This window comes from Mucilaginibacter limnophilus (assembly GCF_004005815.1).
Lineage (GTDB): Bacteria > Bacteroidota > Bacteroidia > Sphingobacteriales > Sphingobacteriaceae > Mucilaginibacter > Mucilaginibacter limnophilus.
Genome location: NZ_SACK01000009.1, coordinates 104,656 through 125,744, shown reverse-complemented (window position 1 = coordinate 125,744; position 21,089 = coordinate 104,656). Strand labels below are relative to the sequence as shown.

The 21,089-nt window shown below is 42.7% G+C and carries 21 protein-coding genes; 7 read left to right on the top strand and 14 right to left on the bottom strand.

Annotated elements, in window-relative coordinates; genetic code table 11:
• Positions 1 to 7: 7 nt before the first annotated feature.
• The 6 genes from EOD41_RS17825 to kbl form a co-directional block, all read right to left on the bottom strand.
• A complete protein-coding gene (locus EOD41_RS17825; protein WP_127707471.1) occupies positions 8 to 319 on the bottom strand; it encodes a winged helix-turn-helix domain-containing protein in 312 nt (103 codons plus the stop codon).
• Entirely contained in the window at positions 309 to 932 is a 624-nt protein-coding gene (locus EOD41_RS17820) for a hypothetical protein (RefSeq protein WP_127707469.1), read from the bottom strand. Before EOD41_RS17820 ends, EOD41_RS17825 begins: the two co-directional genes overlap by 11 nt.
• A gap of 67 nt (positions 933 to 999) precedes the next feature.
• Entirely contained in the window at positions 1,000 to 1,581 is a 582-nt protein-coding gene (locus EOD41_RS17815) for a TetR/AcrR family transcriptional regulator (protein WP_127707467.1), read from the bottom strand.
• Complete coding sequence (locus EOD41_RS17810; protein ID WP_127707465.1) at positions 1,581 to 1,985, bottom strand: Rieske (2Fe-2S) protein; 405 nt, start codon at positions 1,983 to 1,985, stop codon at positions 1,581 to 1,583. The genes EOD41_RS17815 and EOD41_RS17810 overlap by 1 nt, the downstream gene beginning before the upstream one ends.
• Position 1,986: 1 nt before the next feature.
• Positions 1,987 to 3,021, bottom strand: coding sequence for a phenylalanine--tRNA ligase subunit alpha (gene pheS, locus EOD41_RS17805; RefSeq protein WP_127707463.1), 1,035 nt, complete (start codon positions 3,019 to 3,021; stop codon positions 1,987 to 1,989).
• A 21-nt stretch (positions 3,022 to 3,042) separates the two neighbouring features.
• Complete coding sequence (gene kbl / locus EOD41_RS17800) at positions 3,043 to 4,233, bottom strand: glycine C-acetyltransferase (protein ID WP_127707461.1); 1,191 nt, start codon at positions 4,231 to 4,233, stop codon at positions 3,043 to 3,045.
• A gap of 124 nt (positions 4,234 to 4,357) precedes the next feature.
• Here kbl and EOD41_RS17795 point away from each other — a divergent pair, with 124 nt between their 5' ends.
• Positions 4,358 to 6,838 carry a DUF5686 and carboxypeptidase regulatory-like domain-containing protein gene (locus tag EOD41_RS17795; RefSeq protein ID WP_164849979.1) on the top strand — a complete coding sequence of 827 codons (2,481 nt, stop codon included), beginning with the start codon at positions 4,358 to 4,360 and terminating at the stop codon, positions 6,836 to 6,838.
• Between the two features lie 32 nt (positions 6,839 to 6,870).
• On the opposite strand, the gene EOD41_RS17790 is transcribed toward EOD41_RS17795, so the two are convergent.
• Entirely contained in the window at positions 6,871 to 9,240 is a 2,370-nt protein-coding gene (locus tag EOD41_RS17790) for an alpha-L-rhamnosidase-related protein (RefSeq protein WP_127707457.1), read from the bottom strand.
• Between the two features lie 206 nt (positions 9,241 to 9,446).
• Between EOD41_RS17790 and trhO the strand changes: the two genes are divergently transcribed.
• The gene (gene trhO, locus EOD41_RS17785; protein ID WP_127707455.1) at positions 9,447 to 10,394 is read left to right on the top strand and encodes an oxygen-dependent tRNA uridine(34) hydroxylase TrhO; all 948 of its coding nucleotides are present in this window, start codon (positions 9,447 to 9,449) and stop codon (positions 10,392 to 10,394) included.
• A 92-nt stretch (positions 10,395 to 10,486) separates the two neighbouring features.
• Here trhO and EOD41_RS17780 read toward each other — a convergent pair whose 3' ends face one another.
• A complete protein-coding gene (locus EOD41_RS17780; RefSeq protein ID WP_164849978.1) occupies positions 10,487 to 11,050 on the bottom strand; it encodes a GNAT family N-acetyltransferase in 564 nt (187 codons plus the stop codon).
• A gap of 381 nt (positions 11,051 to 11,431) precedes the next feature.
• Between EOD41_RS17780 and EOD41_RS17775 the strand changes: the two genes are divergently transcribed.
• The 3 genes from EOD41_RS17775 to EOD41_RS20785 are packed head-to-tail and all read left to right on the top strand — an operon-like array spanning position 11,432 to position 11,968.
• Positions 11,432 to 11,617 (top strand): hypothetical protein, encoded by a 186-nt coding sequence (locus EOD41_RS17775; protein ID WP_127707451.1) that lies wholly within the window; start codon positions 11,432 to 11,434, stop codon positions 11,615 to 11,617.
• Between the two features lie 20 nt (positions 11,618 to 11,637).
• Entirely contained in the window at positions 11,638 to 11,787 is a 150-nt protein-coding gene (locus tag EOD41_RS20790; protein WP_164849977.1) for a hypothetical protein, read from the top strand.
• Between the two features lie 25 nt (positions 11,788 to 11,812).
• A complete protein-coding gene (locus EOD41_RS20785; RefSeq protein ID WP_164849976.1) occupies positions 11,813 to 11,968 on the top strand; it encodes a hypothetical protein in 156 nt (51 codons plus the stop codon).
• Between the two features lie 78 nt (positions 11,969 to 12,046).
• On the opposite strand, the gene lpxB is transcribed toward EOD41_RS20785, so the two are convergent.
• Both lpxB and surE read right to left on the bottom strand, forming a co-directional pair.
• Positions 12,047 to 13,159 (bottom strand): lipid-A-disaccharide synthase, encoded by a 1,113-nt coding sequence (gene lpxB, locus EOD41_RS17770; RefSeq protein ID WP_127707449.1) that lies wholly within the window; start codon positions 13,157 to 13,159, stop codon positions 12,047 to 12,049.
• 1 nt (position 13,160) lies between these two features.
• A complete protein-coding gene (gene surE, locus EOD41_RS17765; RefSeq protein WP_127707447.1) occupies positions 13,161 to 13,928 on the bottom strand; it encodes a 5'/3'-nucleotidase SurE in 768 nt (255 codons plus the stop codon).
• Between the two features lie 84 nt (positions 13,929 to 14,012).
• On the opposite strand from surE, the gene hisS reads away from it, so the two are divergent.
• Positions 14,013 to 15,521, top strand: a complete 1,509-nt coding sequence (gene hisS / locus EOD41_RS17760) for a histidine--tRNA ligase (RefSeq protein WP_127707445.1) — start codon at positions 14,013 to 14,015, stop codon at positions 15,519 to 15,521.
• A gap of 48 nt (positions 15,522 to 15,569) precedes the next feature.
• Here hisS and crtD read toward each other — a convergent pair whose 3' ends face one another.
• Both crtD and EOD41_RS17750 read right to left on the bottom strand, forming a co-directional pair.
• On the bottom strand, positions 15,570 to 17,042 hold the full coding sequence (crtD, locus tag EOD41_RS17755; RefSeq protein WP_127707443.1) for a 1-hydroxycarotenoid 3,4-desaturase CrtD: 1,473 nt from the start codon (positions 17,040 to 17,042) through the stop codon (positions 15,570 to 15,572).
• A gap of 222 nt (positions 17,043 to 17,264) precedes the next feature.
• Positions 17,265 to 19,079 carry a DEAD/DEAH box helicase gene (locus EOD41_RS17750; protein ID WP_127707441.1) on the bottom strand — a complete coding sequence of 605 codons (1,815 nt, stop codon included), beginning with the start codon at positions 19,077 to 19,079 and terminating at the stop codon, positions 17,265 to 17,267.
• Positions 19,080 to 19,209: 130 nt separating this feature from the next.
• On the opposite strand from EOD41_RS17750, the gene EOD41_RS17745 reads away from it, so the two are divergent.
• A complete protein-coding gene (locus tag EOD41_RS17745) occupies positions 19,210 to 20,049 on the top strand; it encodes an alpha/beta fold hydrolase (RefSeq protein WP_127707439.1) in 840 nt (279 codons plus the stop codon).
• On the opposite strand, the gene lspA is transcribed toward EOD41_RS17745, so the two are convergent.
• On the bottom strand, positions 20,046 to 20,552 hold the full coding sequence (gene lspA, locus EOD41_RS17740) for a signal peptidase II (RefSeq protein ID WP_127707437.1): 507 nt from the start codon (positions 20,550 to 20,552) through the stop codon (positions 20,046 to 20,048). The two genes, EOD41_RS17745 and lspA, sit on opposite strands and share 4 nt — an antisense overlap.
• 8 nt (positions 20,553 to 20,560) lie before the next feature.
• Complete coding sequence (locus EOD41_RS17735) at positions 20,561 to 21,031, bottom strand: DUF4293 domain-containing protein (protein ID WP_127707435.1); 471 nt, start codon at positions 21,029 to 21,031, stop codon at positions 20,561 to 20,563.
• Positions 21,032 to 21,089 lie beyond the last annotated feature (58 nt).

Here is a 21,089-nt window from a genome sequence, read left to right as displayed (position 1 = left end):
AAAAAAATTATTTTCCTCTCTGTAGTTTTAAAAATTGGTCAAGTGCGTCAATATGTTGTTTAAATGCTTTTTTACCCTTTTCAGTAGCAGCGTAGTTGGTATTGGGCTTGCGGCCAACAAATGTTTTGTTTACCACAATATATTCATCCTTTTCAAGCGCTTTTAAGTGCGATGCCAGATTACCGTCGGTAATGCTCAGCAATTCTTTAAGCGAATTAAAATCGTACCGTTCATTAGCCACCAGTACGCTCATAATTTGCAGCCTTACGCGGTTCTCAAAAGCCTTATCAAGATTTTCAAAAGGATTTTTAGCCGCCATATTTAAAGTACATTATACTGCCGTAAACAATGTGCAGTACCCCAAAGCCTAAAGCCCATAACAACAATCCATAACCCGGCAGTAAAGCGGCAATCAATCCCAAAGCTATTTGAAGTATGCCCAGATATTTCACAACGCCAAAGGTATAATTACTTGCAGAAACCAGCGCAAGGCCGTAAAAAATTAGTGAGGAAGGTATTACAAATTCGAATATTCCTCTTCCAAGTAAAATAATAATAAATAATCCACCTGCCAAAAGCGGTACTGATATGTTAAATAGAAGAGCTTTACTTGCTGGGCCCCATACCTGCTGGCCTTTCCTTTTTGCTTTATAGGTAGATAAAACAACACATGTAACAACAGAGGCAATTAAAACACCTATGGCAATCCAAATAGTACTTGAAGGTAAATAATAAATTATCGTGTGCCACCCGGGTATTACACTATAAGCAGTGTTGGCACCACTTAATTTAAAATATATAATACAAACGCCTATCAGTGCGTATACACCCGCCAGAACGCCCGATAATCCGCTAAGTGAAATGAACTTTGACGAGCGCTCCATCAGGCTGCGGATGGATGCCAGATCGTCGTGAATTTGTTTTTCTTCCACGTGAAAGTACTTTTGTTTTCAAAGTAATGAAGAATTTATTATCTTTCAAAGTTTTATTTAAAAATATTTAAACCATAATAGCCGCTTTTACCAGGTAAGGCAAAATTTCTTTTTGAAACGACACAAAATTCTTACGCACATCAGCATCGCTTACTGATGTAAACGCGAAGCTGAATACGATACTTTTACTGCACTTAATTAAAAAACGTAGTCGCTGCTGGTAGGTTTCGTGCTTAGGCATGCCGTTAAGTCGGGTAAACGATAGTACCAACAGATCTTCCAGTTCGTTAGACAAGTTTTTTAAAAACTCCTGCGAGTTGGCCGACTCGCGGATAAACTCCCAACCGATAAACTCGTTACAAACGGTGTACGAGAGCCGACAGGTTTTCATGATAAGGTTTGACAGATGCTGCTCCTCATCATATTCGGCAGGGGTTGAATTGATCAGTTCATTAACACTTACCTGTATATAATCCATCAGTAGCGAGTGGAGTATCGCTTCCTTACTGTCAAAATACTTATAGATAGTGGCCTTGGCAATGCGGGCCTTTTTGGCAATTTCGTTTACGCTGGTTTTATGGTAACCGAATTTACGGAACAGGTCTTGCGCAGCGCGCTTTATGCTGTCTTTAATTTTATCGGCTTCCATTAATTGGTAATCTTAATTTCAAATTGTGTAACCACTACATTGTACATTCTTAGCGCTCTGGTAGCCGGTGCCTTTACCGGCGAACCATCAGTAAGTGAAAATTTTGATCCGCTACAGGGATCAGTAGCAGTTGGCAAACCTTCGTCGGCAACAACGGCACATTGTTTTTCGGGCTGATAGCTGCTGCAGCGATCAAATGCCATAATGTTACCGCCATTATTATATACTATTATTCCGGCAACGCCCCCGCCAAAAGTAATAACACTTCCCGCGCTGTTAATAGTGTTATATCGCGGGTCGCCTTTTTGTATGGTTACATTTACCGGTACATAGGGCACTATGTCCTGCTGCTTACCGCATCCCAGCAAACAAACCATCAGCAACGCCCAACCCCACAACTTCATTTTAAATTATTTCAGTTTGAAACTGCTCTAGGAAACGCACATCATTTTCAGAGAACAGGCGTAAATCACGGATAACGTATTTCAAATTCGTAATACGTTCAATACCCATCCCAAAAGCAAAACCGGTATATTTTTTACTGTCAATATTGCAGTTTTCTAAAACGTTAGGGTCAACCATACCACAGCCCAGTATTTCTACCCAGCCAGTGTATTTACACATGTTGCAGCCCGAGCCTTTACAAATGGTGCATGATACGTCCATTTCGGCCGATGGCTCAGTGAACGGGAAGTACGACGGGCGGAAACGTACCTTAGTACCTTCGCCATAAAGCTCCTGCACAAAGTGATAAAGCGTTTGCTTCAAGTCGGCAAATGAAACATTCTCATCAATATACAAGCCTTCGACCTGGTGAAAAAAGCAGTGTGCACGTGCTGAAATGGCCTCGTTACGGTAAACGCGACCGGGCATAATGGCCCTGAACGGCGGTTTGCCGTTCTCCATCATACGCACCTGCACTGACGAGGTATGCGTACGCAAAGCGATATCATCCTTGCCGCTGTTCTTTTTAATAAAGAAGGTATCCTGCATATCACGGGCAGGATGTTCTTCAGGAAAGTTCAGGGCTGAGAAGTTGTGCCAGTCGTCCTCAATCTCCGGCCCCTCTGCAACCACGAAGCCCAAACGTTTAAAGATATCGATAATCTCGTTTCGTACCAGCGATAGCGGGTGACGTGAGCCAATGGCAAAACCTTCGCCCGGCAGGGTAAGGTCGCCTTCGCTTTTTGCCCCTTCTTCGGCACCGCCTAAACTTTCTTTAAGCTCGTTATACTTGGTTTCAGCCAGCTGCTTAAACTGGTTTAGTACTTTGCCAAAGGTGCGTTTTTCTTCGGGACCAACAGTTTTAAACTGCTCAAAAAGGTCTTTAATAATACCCTTTGTTCCCAAAAACTTTATGCGGAAGCTTTCAAGCTCTTCGGCTGTAGTTTTCGCAAATTCGTTTATCTCGCGGGTATATTTATCTATAGTTTCCTGCATATTAATAACTTCACCGCAAATTTACTTAATTACATTTAATTCCCTGCCCACTTTGGTAAAAGCTGCAATAGCTTTATCCAGGTGCTCCTGCTCGTGCGCTGCTGATAGTTGTACCCTTATCCTCGCCTTGCCTTGCGGTACCACAGGGTAGTAAAAACCTATCACATAGATGCCTTCATCAAGCATTTTGGCCGCAAACTCCTGCGCCAGTTTGGCATCGTACAACATAACCGGAACTATAGGGTGAACACCGGGTTTAATGTCGAAGCCCGCCTCCGTCATTTTCTCACGGAAATATTTGGTATTGTTTTCCAGTTTATCACGCAAATCAGTGGTTTCACTCAACATATCCAGTACAGCTATTGACGCACCGGTAATGGCGGGTGCAAGCGTATTACTAAACAGGTATGGCCTCGAACGCTGGCGCAGCATGTCGATAATTTCTTTCCTGCCCGATGTAAAACCACCAGAAGCGCCGCCCAAAGCTTTGCCTAACGTTCCGGTAATAATATCAATCTTTCCCATTACATGGTGATGCTCGTGCGTCCCCCGGCCGGTTTTGCCCATAAAGCCGCTGCAGTGGCTTTCATCTATCATCACAAGGGCATTATACTTTTCGGCCAGTTCAACAATTTCATCTAACTGTGCAATGGTACCGTCCATACTGAAAGCGCCATCGGTAACGATGATGCGGTGACGAAGATGCTGTGTGGCCTTTAACTTTTCTTCCAGGTCGACCATGTCATCATGTTTGTAACGGTGGCGTTGTGCTTTACACAGGCGAACACCGTCGATTATAGAAGCATGGTTCAGTTCGTCGGAAATTATAGCGTCCTGCTCGTTAAATAATGGCTCAAACACCCCGCCATTAGCATCAAATGCTGCTGCATAGAGTATGGTGTCTTCAGTGCCTAAAAATTCAGCTATTTTTTGCTCAAGCGTTTTATGGATATCCTGCGTACCACAAATAAACCGCACTGACGATAAGCCGTAACCGTGCGTATCCATAGTAGCCTTAGCAGCTTCAATAACTTTAGGATGTGATGAAAGCCCGAGATAATTATTTGCGCAGAAGTTGATCACTTCTTTACCGCCTTGTACGGTAATGTCGGCACCTTGCGGTGAAGTGATGATGCGTTCTCTTTTATATAATCCGGCTTCTTCAATAGCAGCAAGCTCCTGCTGCAATACCGGTTGCAATGTTTTGTACATAAGAGGTCAGTGTTTATTAACAGGACGAAATTACGCATTAAGCGCAATCATAAAAACCTTGGCCTTAAATATATGTTTATCAGAGGAAAACATTTTTGCACCCTCCGTAATTAGTAGTTGTGATATGACACGATACTTCCTGCTGATATTTAGTGTTTTATGTGCCAACATTGTATCGGCGCAGCAATACCTTTTATCAGGAAGAATCACTGATGCCAATAACCAGCCGGTACCTTTCACTTCAGTATATATACGCAATTCCACCTATGGCACTTCGGCAAATGAATCCGGCCGGTACCAATTTAAGCTCAGCCCGGGTGAATACAATTTGATATATCGTTTTGTAGGCTACAAAGAGAAAACATTGCATGTAACCATCAGCGACCATGATGAAGTATTGAACGTACAACTGCAGGACGAAGTATTTACCCTGCGACAAGTAACGGTTACCGGCAAACGCACCGATACGCCGGGAATGGATATTATGCGCGAGGTGATAAAGAAGCGCGAGTTTTATCTTAACCAAGTTAAAGGTTATAAATGCGCAGTATATATTAAAGGGGTACAACGACTGCTTAAAGCGCCTAAGGAATTGATGGGAAAAGAAGTGGCCCGTGTGCTTGATCTTGACTCGAACGGCCGTGGAATTCTTTATCAGTCAGAATCGCTATCTGAATATAATTATGAGCATCCGGGCAAGGTGCGCGAGATAACTATCGCCTCAAAAGTTGCCGGGCAGAATACAACGTTTAGCTACAATAAGGCTTCGGACCTGCAACTGAACCTTTACGAAAACCTGTTTATTATAAACGGGCTAAGCAGTCGCGCGTTTGTAACGCCTGCTGCCGATAATGCTTTCAAGCATTATCGTTTTGTTTTGGAGGGCACCTTTATCGCAAACGGCAAAACAATCGATAAGATAAAAGTTATTCCTCGCGCTAAATACGGCCAGGCCTTTCAGGGGAATATTTACATAGTGCATGACGACTGGCGCATTTACGGCGCCGACCTGATGCTGACTAATAAAAGCAATGCCATCAACCTTATCGATACTTTGAAGATCAGTCAGCAATATGTGCCTGTTACCGATGAGGTTTGGATGCCGGTTTCGGTACATTTTGACTTTGGCGGCAATGTATTAGGCTTTAAGTTTGCCGGCTACTATGTAGGCGTATATAATAATTATAAAATAAACCCGCAGTTTGAGCCGGGCTTTTTCAACGGTGAAATACTGCATGTTGATACCGCTTCAAACAAAAAAGACTCAACGTATTGGGCAAACACCCGCCCTATTCCGCTTACTTTACAGGAAGCACGCGACTATGTTAAAAAAGACAGTGTTTTTGAAACGCAGAACAATGACAAGTACAAAGATTCGGTACAGCGGGCCAATAACAAATTCAACCCTTTAAGTTACCTGGTATTTACGCATGAAACCGAGTACTGGCGAACCAAGCAATCGCTTTTATTGCCACCGCTTTACCGGGTAATATTCTATAATACTGTTGAAGGCTATGGCATTGATTTCAGGCCGAGATTTATAAAATCATACGAGAACCTTAACCAGGTAGATATCACCCCTGCGTTTCACTACGGCTTTGCCAGCAAAATGCTCAGTCTGAATGTTACAGCCAACTTTACTTACGATCCACTGAATGCCGGAAAGATATACACCAGCTTCGGTACCGATGTACTGGATTTAAACAATGTAGGCACCCGCTCGCTGCTGTTTAACACCATAAGCTCGCTTATATACGAGAACAACTATGTAAAATATTACCGTTCAAAATTTGGTTTGGTGGGTTACCAGCGTGAGTTATCTAATGGCTTGCTATGGAACATTAACCTGAGTTATTCAAACCGCAGGCAATTGTACAATGTATCGTTCAATCATATCCGCGATGTAAAAAATAAAGATTACACATCTAACAATCCGTTAGCACCGGTTGAAGCCCCGGCTGATGACCGCTCGTTTTTATTTCCCGATCACAACGCGCTCACGCTGGTCACATCCCTGACTTATAACTTTAACCAGCGGTACATGACACGCCCTACCGGGAAAATATATGTACCCTCAAAATATCCAACGCTGCAGCTTAACTACCGTAAGGGGATAAATAAAATATTCGGGTCGGATGTAGATTATGATTTTCTATCATTAGATGTATCGCAGGATAATATTCCCTTGGGATTATATGGTACCTCGTCTTTTAAAATAACCGGTGGCCAATTCTTTAACCGTAAAACGCTATATTTTATGGATTACAACCATTTTTTGGGCAACGTTGGTTTAACGTTCGACCCAACATATGTGGGCAGCTTCCACTTTCTGCCGTTTTATGAGTTCAGCACCAACCGGGCATTTTTAGAAGCACACTACTTCCACAATTTTTCAGGAGTATTCTTTAACAAGATCGGCTTTTTAAGAAAATTTAAACTGGAAGAAGTTGTAGGCGCCAACTACCTGAACGCCGTTGGCCGTCGTAACTATTACGAGTTATATGCAGGTATCAAAAAATACTTCTTCCGTATAGACTACGGTATCTCATTCGCCGAGAACCGGAAATATATTCAGGGCATCAGATTATACTATGGCATCAGGTAAGAAGAATTCTACTTGCCCGATGCTGCGCAATCTTATAAGTTGAAGCTATTTGCTCCGGCTTTAAGCGCAAGTATTTTACCCTTCCAAACCAACTCACCAGTAGTTTCCTGCGGCAGGGTAACATTTATTTTCCACTTGCCTTTATTAAGTGCATAAGCAACTTTTACTTTCCCTGCCGGATGCGGCACTTCTCCGCTTACATTGGTTATAGCGCCTAAATGTGGTTCTACTTTTATTTTACTAAAACCCGGCGCCTCAGTATCAACCCCTAAAACTGTTCTGAAAAACTCAATGTTTGGGCTGCTTCCCCATGCATGGCAATCTGAACGCGTGAATTCAATGTTCGAATCTTCTGTCCAGGTAGTAAGACCCATCTTGATATTTTCGCGCCATATATCCAGCCAGTTGATATAATCGTCGCCCAAGCCTGCTTTTACAAGCGCCTGGTGCAGGTAATATTTAAAGTAAATGGTGCATTGCGTTAAGCTTTTATCGGTAAGCATACGGTTACCAATTTCCTTCAAATCAGCTTCGTCAACAATGCCGGTAAGTATAGCCAACGAGTTGGCATGCTGCGAAAACATGGTTTTGTCTTCAGTATCGGCAAATAGTTTTTTTGATGGGTCGTAGTACTTGCGTTTTATGGTAGACTTTAATTGTTCAGCTTTTTTACTGTACATATCGGCATAACCCGGCATACCCATTTTTGCTTCCATAGCAGCGGCCCACTGGTAAGCCCAAAGCAACTGCAGGTCTAAAATAGCCGAGCTGCCATCCGCACCTGAAGGCGGCGCACCAATACCCCAGTTTTTACCGTTCGCCCAATCAACAAACGTCCAGTAAGGCGTATTTTTTAACGAGCCATCAGCCTGTTGGTATTTGGCAAAGTATTCGAGCACACCGCGAGCGCCAATCAATTTGTCTTTTACAAACGCGCTGTCGTCACGGTACATCCAGTAGTCATATAGCATACCTATATACCACAACGAAAAAGTAGAAATGATTTGTGTACCACGGCTTGGATAACGGCTAAGCGTAAGGCCTTCTGGCAGTCGCGAGCGGTCCATCAGGTTTATCGCATTACGTGCCAAGCGGTCGTCGCCGGTGTAGTAATAAGATATCATGGCCTGTACGCGGGTATCGCCAATGTATTGCAGCTGTTCGTAATAAGGGCAATCGGTATAGGTTTCCCATGCGTTAAGACGCGCCGTACGCCATCCAATATCAAGTATTTGTTTGATTTCGTTACTGTTGCTGTTGAATACCGCATTTACTTTGAACGGATAGCCGGTAAACATACCGTAAATATCGTTGATAACAAGCGGCTGATCTTTAGTGTGAACGAGCAACTGGATATACCGGAAAGTACGGAAGTTAAGGGTAGTGAATGATTGCCCTTTATCACCGTTAGATAAAATGCTGTCTGCACGACCGGAAAATATCTTGCCTTCCACATCATTACGGTTGCCTTTGCGCCCGCCATATTGTGTAAACTCGGTGTATAATGTTTCGGCATATTTAAGCGCGATGCCGGCATCTTTACCGCCGCTAAAATTCAGCGTTACATAAGCGTTTGTTAAAAATGTTTGATCGAGCAGCAGCACTGCTGTAGTATTGGCCGGAATGGTAACAGCCGTGCTTTTTCCGGGGAAGCCGGCAGGTACCGTAACGCCTGTGGCTTTTCGTAATGTAGGTATGCGCTGGTAGGTCATTTCCATTTGCGGTATTTGCGAAGGCACCAACTCCCAGCCCGAACCATCCCAAACACCTTTAAGCTGACCGTTGGCAATTTCGTTTGCGGCAGACCATTGGCTGTCGTCGAAATTAGCGACTGTCCAGTCCCCTTTTACAGCTTTGTTCATATCCACCATTTCGCCTTTTGTAGCTGCAAAAAAATATCCGGGTACAGGGCCATTTGCGTTGCTGCGGATAACCTTCCAGGTTTTGTTGGTATTCAACACATCTTCAGCATCCGATCCTCCTTGTACAATCAGGCCGGTACGTAAAGAAATCTGTGCCTCGGGGCGGTACTGGGCTTCGTTGAAAACAAGCGCGGCAACAGTGTTTTTACCCGTGGTGAGATACGGCGCAATGTCAATCGTTTCATAGTTCCAGTAGTAAAGATCGCCGCGGGCCGGACCTAATGATACCAATTTACCGTTTACATATAGTTTATAACGGTTATCGGCCGAAACATGGATGTTGAATGTTGATGGCCTTGCAGCCAGATCAATGTTTTTACGGAAAAAATATACACCGTAATCCCTGCCTTCGTCATTTTGAAGGGCAATCCATTTAGCGTTCCATGACCTTTGGCGCGTTTCCGTTGAAGGCTTTTGCCCCCTGCTTTGCTGAACAAAAAATAATGAAATAAAGATTATAGTCGCGTAGAAAAATCTCATTGGTTCTAATTGGGTTGTTAATCAATTCAGCGGTAAAGCTAAAGTGTTTCTTAACAAAGTAAACAACTATGTTTTTATTAACTATCCCGTACCGTCATGACAGGCTGCTTTACCTAAACCTGACCAATCTCATTTTTACATAACTGCTGAAATTCTTATCTTTGCAGCCGCATTTAACACTGTTTGCAGCAGTATCAATGTAAGTTATGAAATACAACACACTACTTTACTATTGCTATAGTACTATAGCTGACGCGGAGCAATTTGCCGCCGATCACCTTAAATTTTGTAAAGATCTTGGCCTAACCGGTCGTATTATTGTTGCCGATGAAGGTTTGAATGGTACCGTTTCGGGCACTGTTGAAGCATGTAAAACCTATATGGAAACCGTGCATGCCGACCCTCGCTTTGCCGCTACCGAGTTTAAAATTGATGAAGTGAATACCCCGTCATTCGTAAAAATGCATGTGCGCTATAAATCGGAAATTGTACACTCAGGACTGCGCGATCCGCATATTATTAATCCGCAGGTAAAAACAGGCAAGCATCTGGAGCCGGTTGAGTTTATGGAAATGAAAGACCGTGACGATGTGGTGGTATTAGACGTACGTTCGAACTATGAACATTCGCTTGGTAAATTCAAGAACGCGGTAACACTGGATATCGATAACTTTCGCGACTTCCCGGCCATGATAAACGAATTATCTAAATACAAAGACAAAAAAATACTTACCTATTGTACCGGCGGCATCAAATGCGAAAAGGCATCAGCCTTGCTATTGCACGAAGGTTTTAAAGATGTTTACCAGTTGCACGGGGGTATTATTAAATATGGCAAGGAAGCCGGCGGTAAAGATTTTGAAGGCAAATGCTATGTATTTGATAACCGATTATCTGTCGACGTGAACAGTGTAAATCCTGTTGTTATTTCAACATGCTATAACTGCGGGGCAACTACCGATAAGATGATCAACTGCGCTAACCCTGAGTGCAATGAGCACTTTACCCAATGTGACGCATGCGGCGACAAAATGGAAGGTTGTTGCAGCCCGGCCTGCAAGGAGCATCCGCGCAAACGTGTATATGACGGAACTGGGTATTATGTAAAGGTCCCACAACCGGTAAATAAGAAAGCAAAGCCGGAATTGGCTTAATTATACAGGCTTCAGTAATTACTGAAGCCTTTTTTGTTAATCATGTCATCCCACTTGATTCGGGATTCCACAGATAGTCTGCTAATTTGCAATTAAGTAATTATCCATGGCGTTGCAATCAAACTTGGATTATATTGCGACTTTGCCTTACTTACGGGTAACTTCAAGGCCATCTGATTTTCGGTAAAGTATTGTCCTTTCCACTTAATGGCACGTTCTTCCGAACTAAATGTGCGGAAGCCAAATTGCTCATAAAGTTTTATCGCCTTCATGTTGTTGGCTATTACTGTAAGGTTTATCTGCTCTATGTTACCCAGCTTAATAGCCCGGTGAATTATTTCACTTATCAGTTTTTTCGCCAGGCCTTTGCCGCGGTATTCAGATGAAACATACATCCTGAACAATAATCCTTTATGACGAAGCTTTTCCCGTGTGGCGCCTTCACGCTCAAAGCTACCTACACCTGCAAGTATATCGTTTACATAAATGCCTAATGTAAAGCTGTCATCCAAACCATGTGTTGGAAACAGGGCATCCCTATCATCATTGGGCGAAAGCCTGAAGTTATTTTCGTCGTTAGTGAGTGCCTGGTTAAAGAAGGTTTTGTATTCGTTTGCCTGTTCGGCAGTTATTTCTTTTATGGTGATAGTATTCATTTCGGCTGATTCTCTTTTTGCAACTATATAGACAATCATATGTCCGCAATCGTTACAAAGCAGGCACCATACAGTACGAAAATGACACAGTGACTATAATTCTGTACAGCGTTTCGTACGGATTACCAAAAAATCTGTTCCGTTTATTTCAGAACAAACAAAACTGTTAAAAAAGTTTTCAATTGCCTCTTTTGACCACTTGAACCGACATGTTGTATCAATAAACGATACAACTTTGTACAGTATTTATTTCATTTAAACGCTTTAAACGCCGGTTTTAAATTAATTCGACCGGCTATGCTCATCCCCCTTCTTATCGTTATAATAAGTGTTTTTTGTTTTGGCACTGTATTGGAATAAATCCAATCAAACGCATCTGTTATGGTTGTGATAGACAAAAAACAAAACCCCGAAACTCCGCAGGAAGAGAAACAATGGGAAAATCCGGTGAATCCGGAAAAGCCTGCCGACAGCCGGGAAGATGAACAACTGCTAAGGCAATATAAAGAAGCTAAACGCAGGAAAGAAAACCTGACAGACGACGAAGAAACTGAACATACTAACTAACTGACAAAAAATATTCAACTATGAAAACCTACAGAAAACCATCAGCAAGCAAACTGGTAGCTAAGTTCGACAGCGAGTTAAGAGACCTGATCATGAGCGACCTTAAAGCTATCAAAGCCGCTAAAAATCAATTTTCAAATCAAACTAACAACAGCTTAACTGCTGCTTAATTAAACATATTTCAACCCCTGCACTATGAAAACTGTAAAACCGGCAACCAGCAAATTAGTCGCAAAATTCGACGCTCAGTTACGTGAAATGCTAATGGAAGATTTAAAGGCTTTCAAAGCTAAACGCCAATTTGTAGGCACCAACCAGGAAGTTGCTAAGCAAAGCTTATCAGCCGCCTGACCATCATATACATCTACCTATAATTTTTTTCTTACATCACCTATGAAAAACGTAGAGCCCGGCAGATTGTGCCGGGCTTTAGTTTTTTGTGGCGTACTTTACGATAAGTGAAGCAGTTTTTGCAGATGCGCCGGGCTCACCCATACGCCGGTCAAGCTCGTCATAATCAACAAGCATGTTTTGTCGATAAGTATTGTTTTTTACTAACAATTCCAGCTCGGCCGATATCTTTTCTGGGTTGCAATCCTGCTGTATCAGTTCTTTTACCACCGGCTTATCCATAATAAGATTCACCAGTGAGATGAATTTTATCTTGATTACCATACGGCCAATAGCAATAGTTATGGCACTGCCTTTATAAACTACCACTTGGGGCACATTGAATAAGGCAGTTTCCAGCGTTGCCGTACCCGATGCTACTATAGCCGCTTCTGCATGAGTAAGCAAGTCATAAGTGGCATTAAATACTACCGGGATATTCCGCCCGTTCAAATAAGGCTCATAATATCCCGAAGAGAACGAAGGGGCACCGGCTATAACAAACTGGTAATCCGGAAAGCGGCCGGCTACCTGCACCATATCAGGCAGCAAATAATTTATTTCCTGCTTGCGGCTGCCCGGCAACAGCGCGACGATTTTTTTATTTGTTAACTGATACTTTTCAAGAAAAGCCGGATCAGGACTAAACGCGGCGGCTGCATCAAGCAGTGGGTTGCCCACGTAATCAACCTTCATATCCCAGCTGTTAAAGAAATCCACTTCAAAAGGCAGAATACAAAACAGGTGATCAACTACGCGCTTTATTCTGAGCACGCGCTTTTGGTTCCATGCCCATACTTTGGGAGATATATAATAACAAACCAATAAGCCATGGCTTTTGGCAAACTCGGCTATTTTCAGGTTAAAACCCGGAAAATCTATCAGCACAAGCACATCCGGATTCCAGGCAAGTATATCCTGCTTACACTGCTTTAGGTTTTTAAGTATCGAACGCAGGTTTAGCGCCACTTCCAGGAAACCCATGTACGCCATATCGGCATAGTGTTTTACCAAAGTACCGCCTTCAGCCTGCATCAGGTCGCCGCCAAAATAACGAAACTCGGCCCGCGCATCCTGCTGTTTCAGTGCTTTCATTAAGTTGGCGCCGTGCAGGTCGCCCGATGCTTCACCGGCTACCAGATAATACTTCATATTAAAACTTCCAGCTATTTAGTACAGGTATAGCATGATGAGCCGTCATGTCAAACTGCACAGGTACCACCGACACATAGCCATTTTCCAACGCCCAAACGTCGGTGTCCTCGCCTTGGTCGTTTAGTTGAAAAACACCGGTTAACCAATAGTAAGGCCGTTTATGCGGATCCATGCGCTCGTCAAACTCCTCGGCCCATTTGGCGTTGGCCTGGCGGCATATTTTAATACCTTTTAACGGCGATGCCACAGGAAAGTTCACATTTAGTAAAGTTGCTGTCGGCAAGCCATGTTTAAGCACCTGCTGGGCAATTTGTTTTACATATTTAATACAAGGCTTAAAGTCGGCCTGCAAGGTATAATCATCCAAAGAATAACCTATTGACGGAATGCCTTCAATAGCACCTTCAACGGCTGCCGACATGGTGCCTGAGTACAGCACGTTGATGGAGTTGTTTAAACCATGATTAATGCCCGAAACACATAGATCGGGTTTTTTACCTTTAAACACCAAGTTTACTGCAAGCTTTACACAATCAACCGGTGTACCCGAGCACTTATACATTTCAATCCCTTCGTAGATATCCACTTTATCAAAACGCAGGGGTTTACCAATAGTGATGGCATGCCCCATGCCCGACTGCGGACTGTCGGGCGCGACCACCACTACCCTGCCAATATCGTTCATGGCTTCAATAAGCGCTTTTATACCCGGCGCTGTAATGCCGTCGTCATTCACCACCAGAATGGTTGGTTTGCTTTTACTCATAGTGAAGCAAAGCTACTAATAATTGATTTGACCGATGCAAGCACTAAGTATGTATATAACGCCTGTAATTTTTACCTTTGCCGCATGGCATCCATAAAACCATCAGTACCAAAAGGCACACGCGATTTCTCTCCGGCCGAAATGGCTAAACGTAACTATATTTTTGATACGATAAAGTCTGTCTTTCGTAAATATGGCTATCAGCAGATAGAGACGCCTGCTATGGAAAACCTGAGCACCCTTACCGGCAAGTATGGCGACGAAGGTGATAAACTGATGTTTAAAGTGCTAAACAGCGGCGACTATTTGTCGAAGGTTAAATCGATACAAGAACTATTATCTATTCGGCTTGAACTTGATATACATCATGATCGTATTTTAAAAAAAGAACCGGAATACGCTCCAGATATTATTGATCCTGTTCGGGAGGCTATCAAAGAATTGCCTGCTATAGCTCAAATGCTTGGACAAGACTTGGAAGATAGTAGTCTATTATCGAATAAAATCTCCGAAAAAGCCCTTCGCTATGACCTCACCGTACCATTCGCGCGTTACGTGGTACAGCATCAAAATGATATAACCTTCCCATTCAAGCGTTTCCAAGTGCAGCCGGTTTGGCGTGCCGACCGTCCGCAAAAAGGGCGTTACCGTGAGTTTTACCAATGCGATGCGGATGTGGTAGGCAGCGATTCGCTGCTTAACGAAGCCGAATTTATACTGATATATGATGAAGCTTTGAGTAAACTTGGCCTGAAAGATTTTGCTATAAAAATCAACAATAGAAAAATACTATCAGGAATTGCAGAGATCATAGACAAAAGCGATAATATAGTTGACTTAACTGTTGCTATTGACAAACTGGACAAAATTGGGCTGGATGGTGTTACGGCCGAATTGATTACCAAAGGCTTTGCCGTTGATGATATTGATAGATTAAAGCCTATTATTTTACTTGAAGGAACAAACGAAGAGAAGCTGGAGAGCCTGCGTAAAACATTATTTTCATCAGAGGTAGGACTAAAAGGCTGTGATGAGATTGAAACGGTATTTAAATATATTAAAAGAACACCGCTTCAAAAGGCAAAACTCGAGCTAGATGTTACCCTTGCCCGTGGTTTAAACTATTATACCGGAGCCATTTTCGAAGTCAAAACCAATGAAGTAGCTATGGGCAGCATAGGCGGCGGCGGCCGTTATGATGACCTTACAGGCATGTTTGGTTTAAAAAATCTAACCGGCGCAGGTATAAGTTTTGGTGCCGACAGGATTTATGATGTAATGGAAGAGCTGAACCTTTTCCCTGCAGCTGCGGCGCAAAGCACCCAGGTGCTGATATGCTGTTTTGATAAAGAAGCTGAAGAGTTTGCACTTCCGTTTTTACAGCAACTACGTACAAATGATATCAGGGCCGAACTTTACCCGGCAGGCGCTAAAATTAAAAAGCAAATGGATTATGCCAACAGTAAGCAAATTCCATATACTGTATTAATTGGAAGTGAAGAAATGTCGAGCGGGTTGTTAGCATTTAAGGATATGAATAGTGGCGCTCAGGAGAAATTATCAACCACTCAGATTATTGACAGAATTATATAGTTAAGAGCTATTCGATTATTAGATGCCAATAGCTTTTGACTATTACATCTATTCAATCCAATCACTTACTATTTTAGCGGAAAGCAGACACAAAGGGATACCTCCGCCGGGGTGTACACTACCACCGCAGAAATATAGATTACCGATCTTTGACGAACGATTTGCATGGCGCATAAACGCCGCAAACTGGTTGTTTGAGCTTGTTCCGTATAGTGAACCCTGATAAGATGAGGTACGGCTTTCAATACTACGCGGATCAAGTATACCTTCGCTGGTAATTAATGAAGCTACATCCTCTCCCAACAGCCTGCTTAATTTTTTCAAAATGTTACCGCGTGCCTCCGCTATCAACATATCCCAATTCTGACCAATATTTGCAGGTACATTGATCATCACAAACCAGTTCTCGCAACCAGCAGGAGCATCATCCGACTTTAATTTCGAGCTTATGTTTAAATAAACAGTTGGATCAGCACTGATAATTTTTTGCTTCCATATAGCATCAAACTCCGCTTTATAATCAGCACTAAAAAATATATTATGCAGGTCAAGCTGCGGAAACTGCTTGTTTATTCCCCAATAAAAAATTAGCGCTGAACTGCTTCGCTCCTGTTGAAGAATTTTATTGCGGTGAAGTTCAGGATACTTTGCCAGTAGTTGTTTATATGTAGGCCATACATCCATGTTGGATATTACCATATCAGCCGGGAAAAAAGTGTCTTTTGATCTTACACCTTCGGCTTTACCTCCCTTGACAACTATCTCATCAACTTTAGTATTGTAAACAAACTGCACTCTCAGTTCTTCAGCCAGTTTAACCAGCGACGAAACGATGCTATACATTCCGCCTTCGGGAAAATAAGCGCCAAAATGCTGCTCGAAATAAGGGATCACATTCAAAGTGGCTGGTGCCTGGTATGGGTTCGAGCCATTATAGGTGGCATACCGGTCGAAAAACTGCAACATGCGTTTATCTTTGAAAAAACTTTGGTTTGCTGTATGCAGGCTTCGCATGGCATCTATCTGCGGCAAACGCAGTATCGATTTCAAGGTATCCCATCGTAAATAGGTACTCAACCTGTGCAGCGACCGTTCTAAAAAAACATGATTAGTGATATTATATATCCGGGCGCTGTTTTGTTGATGCTTGTACACCGCCTTTTCATCCACTCCGGTTTTGGCAGACAGTTCTTCAACAAACTGGCCCACATCAGCATGAGCTTGTAAACGGGTATCGTCTTCGTAAAAATAGTTACAAACGGAGTCCAGCTTTTGATAATTGAAATAGTCACGCGGGTTTTTACCGGCCAATTGGAACAGTTCATCAACATACTTCGGCATGGTGAACAGGCTTGGCCCGGCGTCGAAACGAAAACCGTCTTGTGTAAACTCAGATAACTTACCCCCCGGATAACTGTTTGCCTCAAACACCTGAACGGCGTATCCTTTAACCGCAAGCCTTATGGCCGCAGCTATTCCCGCAATACCAGAACCTATAATTATGACTTTTGAAGATGGCATGAATGGTATACAAATCAACTTAATAAATCTCAAAAACAAAAGCAGACCTTACTCCTGTTTGGTGAGGTTTTGAATTGATGTCTTAAAGTATTTTGTTGATGCTATAATGTTATTGAATCCAATTTTTTTATAAATAAAAAGCCCCTTTGCGTACAAAGGAGCTTTTCAAACTAACCAACTAAAAACTTGCCTGCCGCTTAAGCAGACGCTTGTATTAAGATCTTAATATCTTCTTTTACGCTCGGCGCGATCTTCACGGCTTTTGCCGGAGAAATCACGGAAGCCACCGCCACCTTTATTTCCCCTGTAGCCACCTTCGCGATTACCACCGCTGCGGAAGCCGCCTTCACGACGGTCGCCGCCGCGGTTACCTTTATAACCACTGCCACCGCTGCGTCTTTCGCTGGTGCCTTCGCCTGATATTTCAATTCGTACTTCACGGCCATTGTAATCAACGCCTTTAAAGCCTTCCATTACTTTGTTTACGTCGTCATTAGCTACTTCGAAGAAAGAGTAAACACCCTTAACGTCGATTTTACCAACCGTACGGCCAACAATTTTGGTTGTGTTGCAGATATAGCCCAGCAAATCGCCGCGGGTAAAATCATCTACCGAACCAAGGTTGATAAACAAACGGGTAAAGTCTGAACGCATACCTGTGCGGTTAAAGCGGTCGCCTTGCGCACCTTCACGGCCTGGCCTGTCTTCAAAAGAAGCATTAAGGTCTGGCGCGTTTTTGTAGTAGTCAAGGAAACGGTTAAACTCAAGCGAAGCGAAGCGTTTAATAACATCCTCTTTGCTCAAATCTTTAAACTCGTCCATGATGCGCGGAATGTACTGCTCAATTTGCTGCTCATTCACTTCAACATTATGAACTTTATGCACAAGGGCAAACAATTGTTTTTCGCAAACATCAAAACCTGTCGGAATTTCAGCCTTAACGAATTTTTTGCCTATAACACGTTCTATCTGGCGTATTTTGCCTATTTCCTTACCGTTAACTATCGAGATGGATACACCTGTTTTACCGGCACGTGCTGTACGGCCACTACGGTGGGTGTAGTTCTCAATTTCATCAGGCAACGAATAGTTGATAACGTGCGTAACATCATTAACGTCGATACCACGGGCGGCAACATCAGTAGCAATTAATAACTGCAGGCTGCGTTCGCGGTAGCGTTTCATTACCTTATCGCGTTGTTGCTGCGACAGGTCGCCGTGCAGCGAGTCGGCATTATAGCCGTCTTTAATCAGCGCTTCAGCAATTTCCTGTGTTTCAATTTTGGTACGGCAAAATACTATACCAAAAATCTCAGGGTTAAAATCTACAATACGTTTAAACGCGGCGTATTTATCACGGGCACGTACTACATAGTACTCATGTTCGATATTGGCGTTACCGGTATTTTTGGTACCCATGGTAAGCTCATACGGATCGTCCATGTATTTTTTTGAAATCCTGCGTACTTCGGCAGGCATGGTGGCTGAAAACAGCCAGGTTTTTTTCTCGTCCGGAGTGGTTGACAGGATATTGTCGATATCTTCCTGAAAGCCCATATTGAGCATTTCATCAGCCTCATCAAGTACTACATACTTAACCTGCGAAAAATCAATCGCCTTACGGTTAATAATGTCAAGCATACGGCCCGGCGTGGCCACTACAATTTGTACACCACGTTTAATCTGGCGTAACTGATCGGAAATGCTTGCACCACCGTAAACGGCAACTACATGAACGTTTTTAACGTTTTTTGAGTAATTTTTAAGGTCGTTTGTAATTTGTAAACAAAGCTCGCGTGTTGGGCACAACACCAACGCCTGCGGATAGTTCTCTTCGAAATCCAGTAACTCTAACAATGGCAAGCCAAAAGCAGCAGTTTTACCGGTCCCGGTTTGGGCTAATCCGACAAAATCGTTGCTGCCTGTTAACAATACCGGAATTGACTGTTCCTGGATTGGCGTAGGATTTTCAAATCCTAATTCAGAGATGGCATTAACAATATCATGACGGATTCCCAATTGAATAAATGGGTTCATGAATTTAAATAACGTATTTGACTGCATTGTCAAATCGGCTGCAAAGGTACGATTATTTAATTATAAGTCAAATCCCAAAATCATTCTGTCTTTTTAGTGACAATGGATATCTTTACAAAAAGATAACATTATGAAATACAAATACTTATTTGCCTTGCTATTTATCTCACTTTCAGCTTGCGGACAACAACCCGCTACTAATTTACAAACAACAAATGGCAAATTTGTTAACATACGTGGGTTCAAAATGTATTATGAAATTTATGGCGAAGGTGAGCCTTTGCTGATGATTCATGGTAATGGCGGCTCAACCCGGGCTTTTGACAAACAGATTCCTTACTTTTCAAAAAAGTATAAAGTTATAGTTGCCGACAGTCGCGCACAGGGTAAATCAACTGACCCAACTGATTCGCTTAGTTACGAAATGATGGCTGATGACCTGAATGCCTTATTAGATACTCTGAAAATTAAACAAGCATATGTTATAGGCTGGAGCGACGGTGGTATAAACAGCCTTTTATTGGCCATACGCCATCCGGACAAAGTAAAAAAACTGGCCGCAACAGGTGCCAACCTTGTACCTGATACTACCGGGCTGGTGCCTTATGTGTATAATGATATTGCTAAGACCGACAAAATGTTGCTCCGTTCTATGAAAACGTCAGGCCGTACATTCTCGCTTAAAAATGCTTATAAAGTGAACCACCTGATGGTGTTGCATCCGCATATTACTGCTGCGCAGTTACATACTATTAAGGTTCCGGCATTGATAATTAACGGTGACCATGATGCCATACCTGTTAAGCATGCAGTTGAAATTGCAGAAAGTATCCCTAACTCGTATCTGTGGATATTGCCTAATTCAGGCCACTCAACGTTGGTGAACTACAAAGATGAATTCAACAAAACCGTCGATGATTTCTTTAGCAAACCTTTCAGGAAGATTGAAGGCGGCGACCGCTATAATTAAGCGGTTGCAGGCGGTAGCTTCTGCTGCGACTTATACGAAAGCAGTATGCCTATAGCACCTGCAGTAACACAAATATCGGCTACGTTAAATATGCCCGTGCGCACATTGCCAATGCCCATATTCATAAAGTCGGTTACATGGCGGTCGTACAAAATACGGTCGATGATATTGCCAAGTCCGCCCGCTATAATTAATGACAGAGATAGCAGCATCAGCTTGTTAAATGTACTGATGTTACGCATTACATAAAATGTTAATCCAACCATAAATATAATGGGCAGCAAGCTTAATAATATAAAATTATACGGCTGAGGCAGGTTATCGCCAAGGCTTAGCGCGGCGCCTGTATTCTCAACATATTCAAGGCGAAAAAAATTATTGAGATACGATTTTGGCGCTTCAAACTGAAGATGCGTTTTAGCCAGATCTTTGGTTACCCTATCACAGCCTATACAGCTAAGGCCGGTAAGTACGAATGTTATTATACGGGCTTTTTTAGTCATCGTCGTTATTAACGTAATCTATCAGCCGAGCGTACAAGCTTTTCATCACGTTGTATCGCTTTTAATGCCAGTATTACCAATATTATAGCTATCGAACTTAAAAACATGCCAATGCCCATGCTGCTGAATTCGATTTGCAAACCACCCGGAACAACTCCTTTTACAGTTTGCGCTATCCAAAAGCTGAATCCTATTATTACTAAAATGGCGCTGTAGCATAAAGCAATTTGCTGCTTGCGCTTTTTATAGAAGAATATCACTGCCAAAGGCAAAAGCGCAACAGGGGCTGTTAGTATTTTTATTGCTACGAACTCAACCGAATATAAACGACCTTCTGCAAGTTCCTGGTAAACGCCTTGTATGCTTACGTTTGATATGGTACCGTTTATGTTCACGGTGTGTATAAGCGGGAATAGGTAAAGCGCCAACAAGGCCAGGGTAGCCAAAAAAAGATAAACGGTTTGTATTCTTTGTATCATGTTATTTCAGATGATTAAGCGGAAATATCGACCGCTTGTTTGAAAGCAAAGATATAGT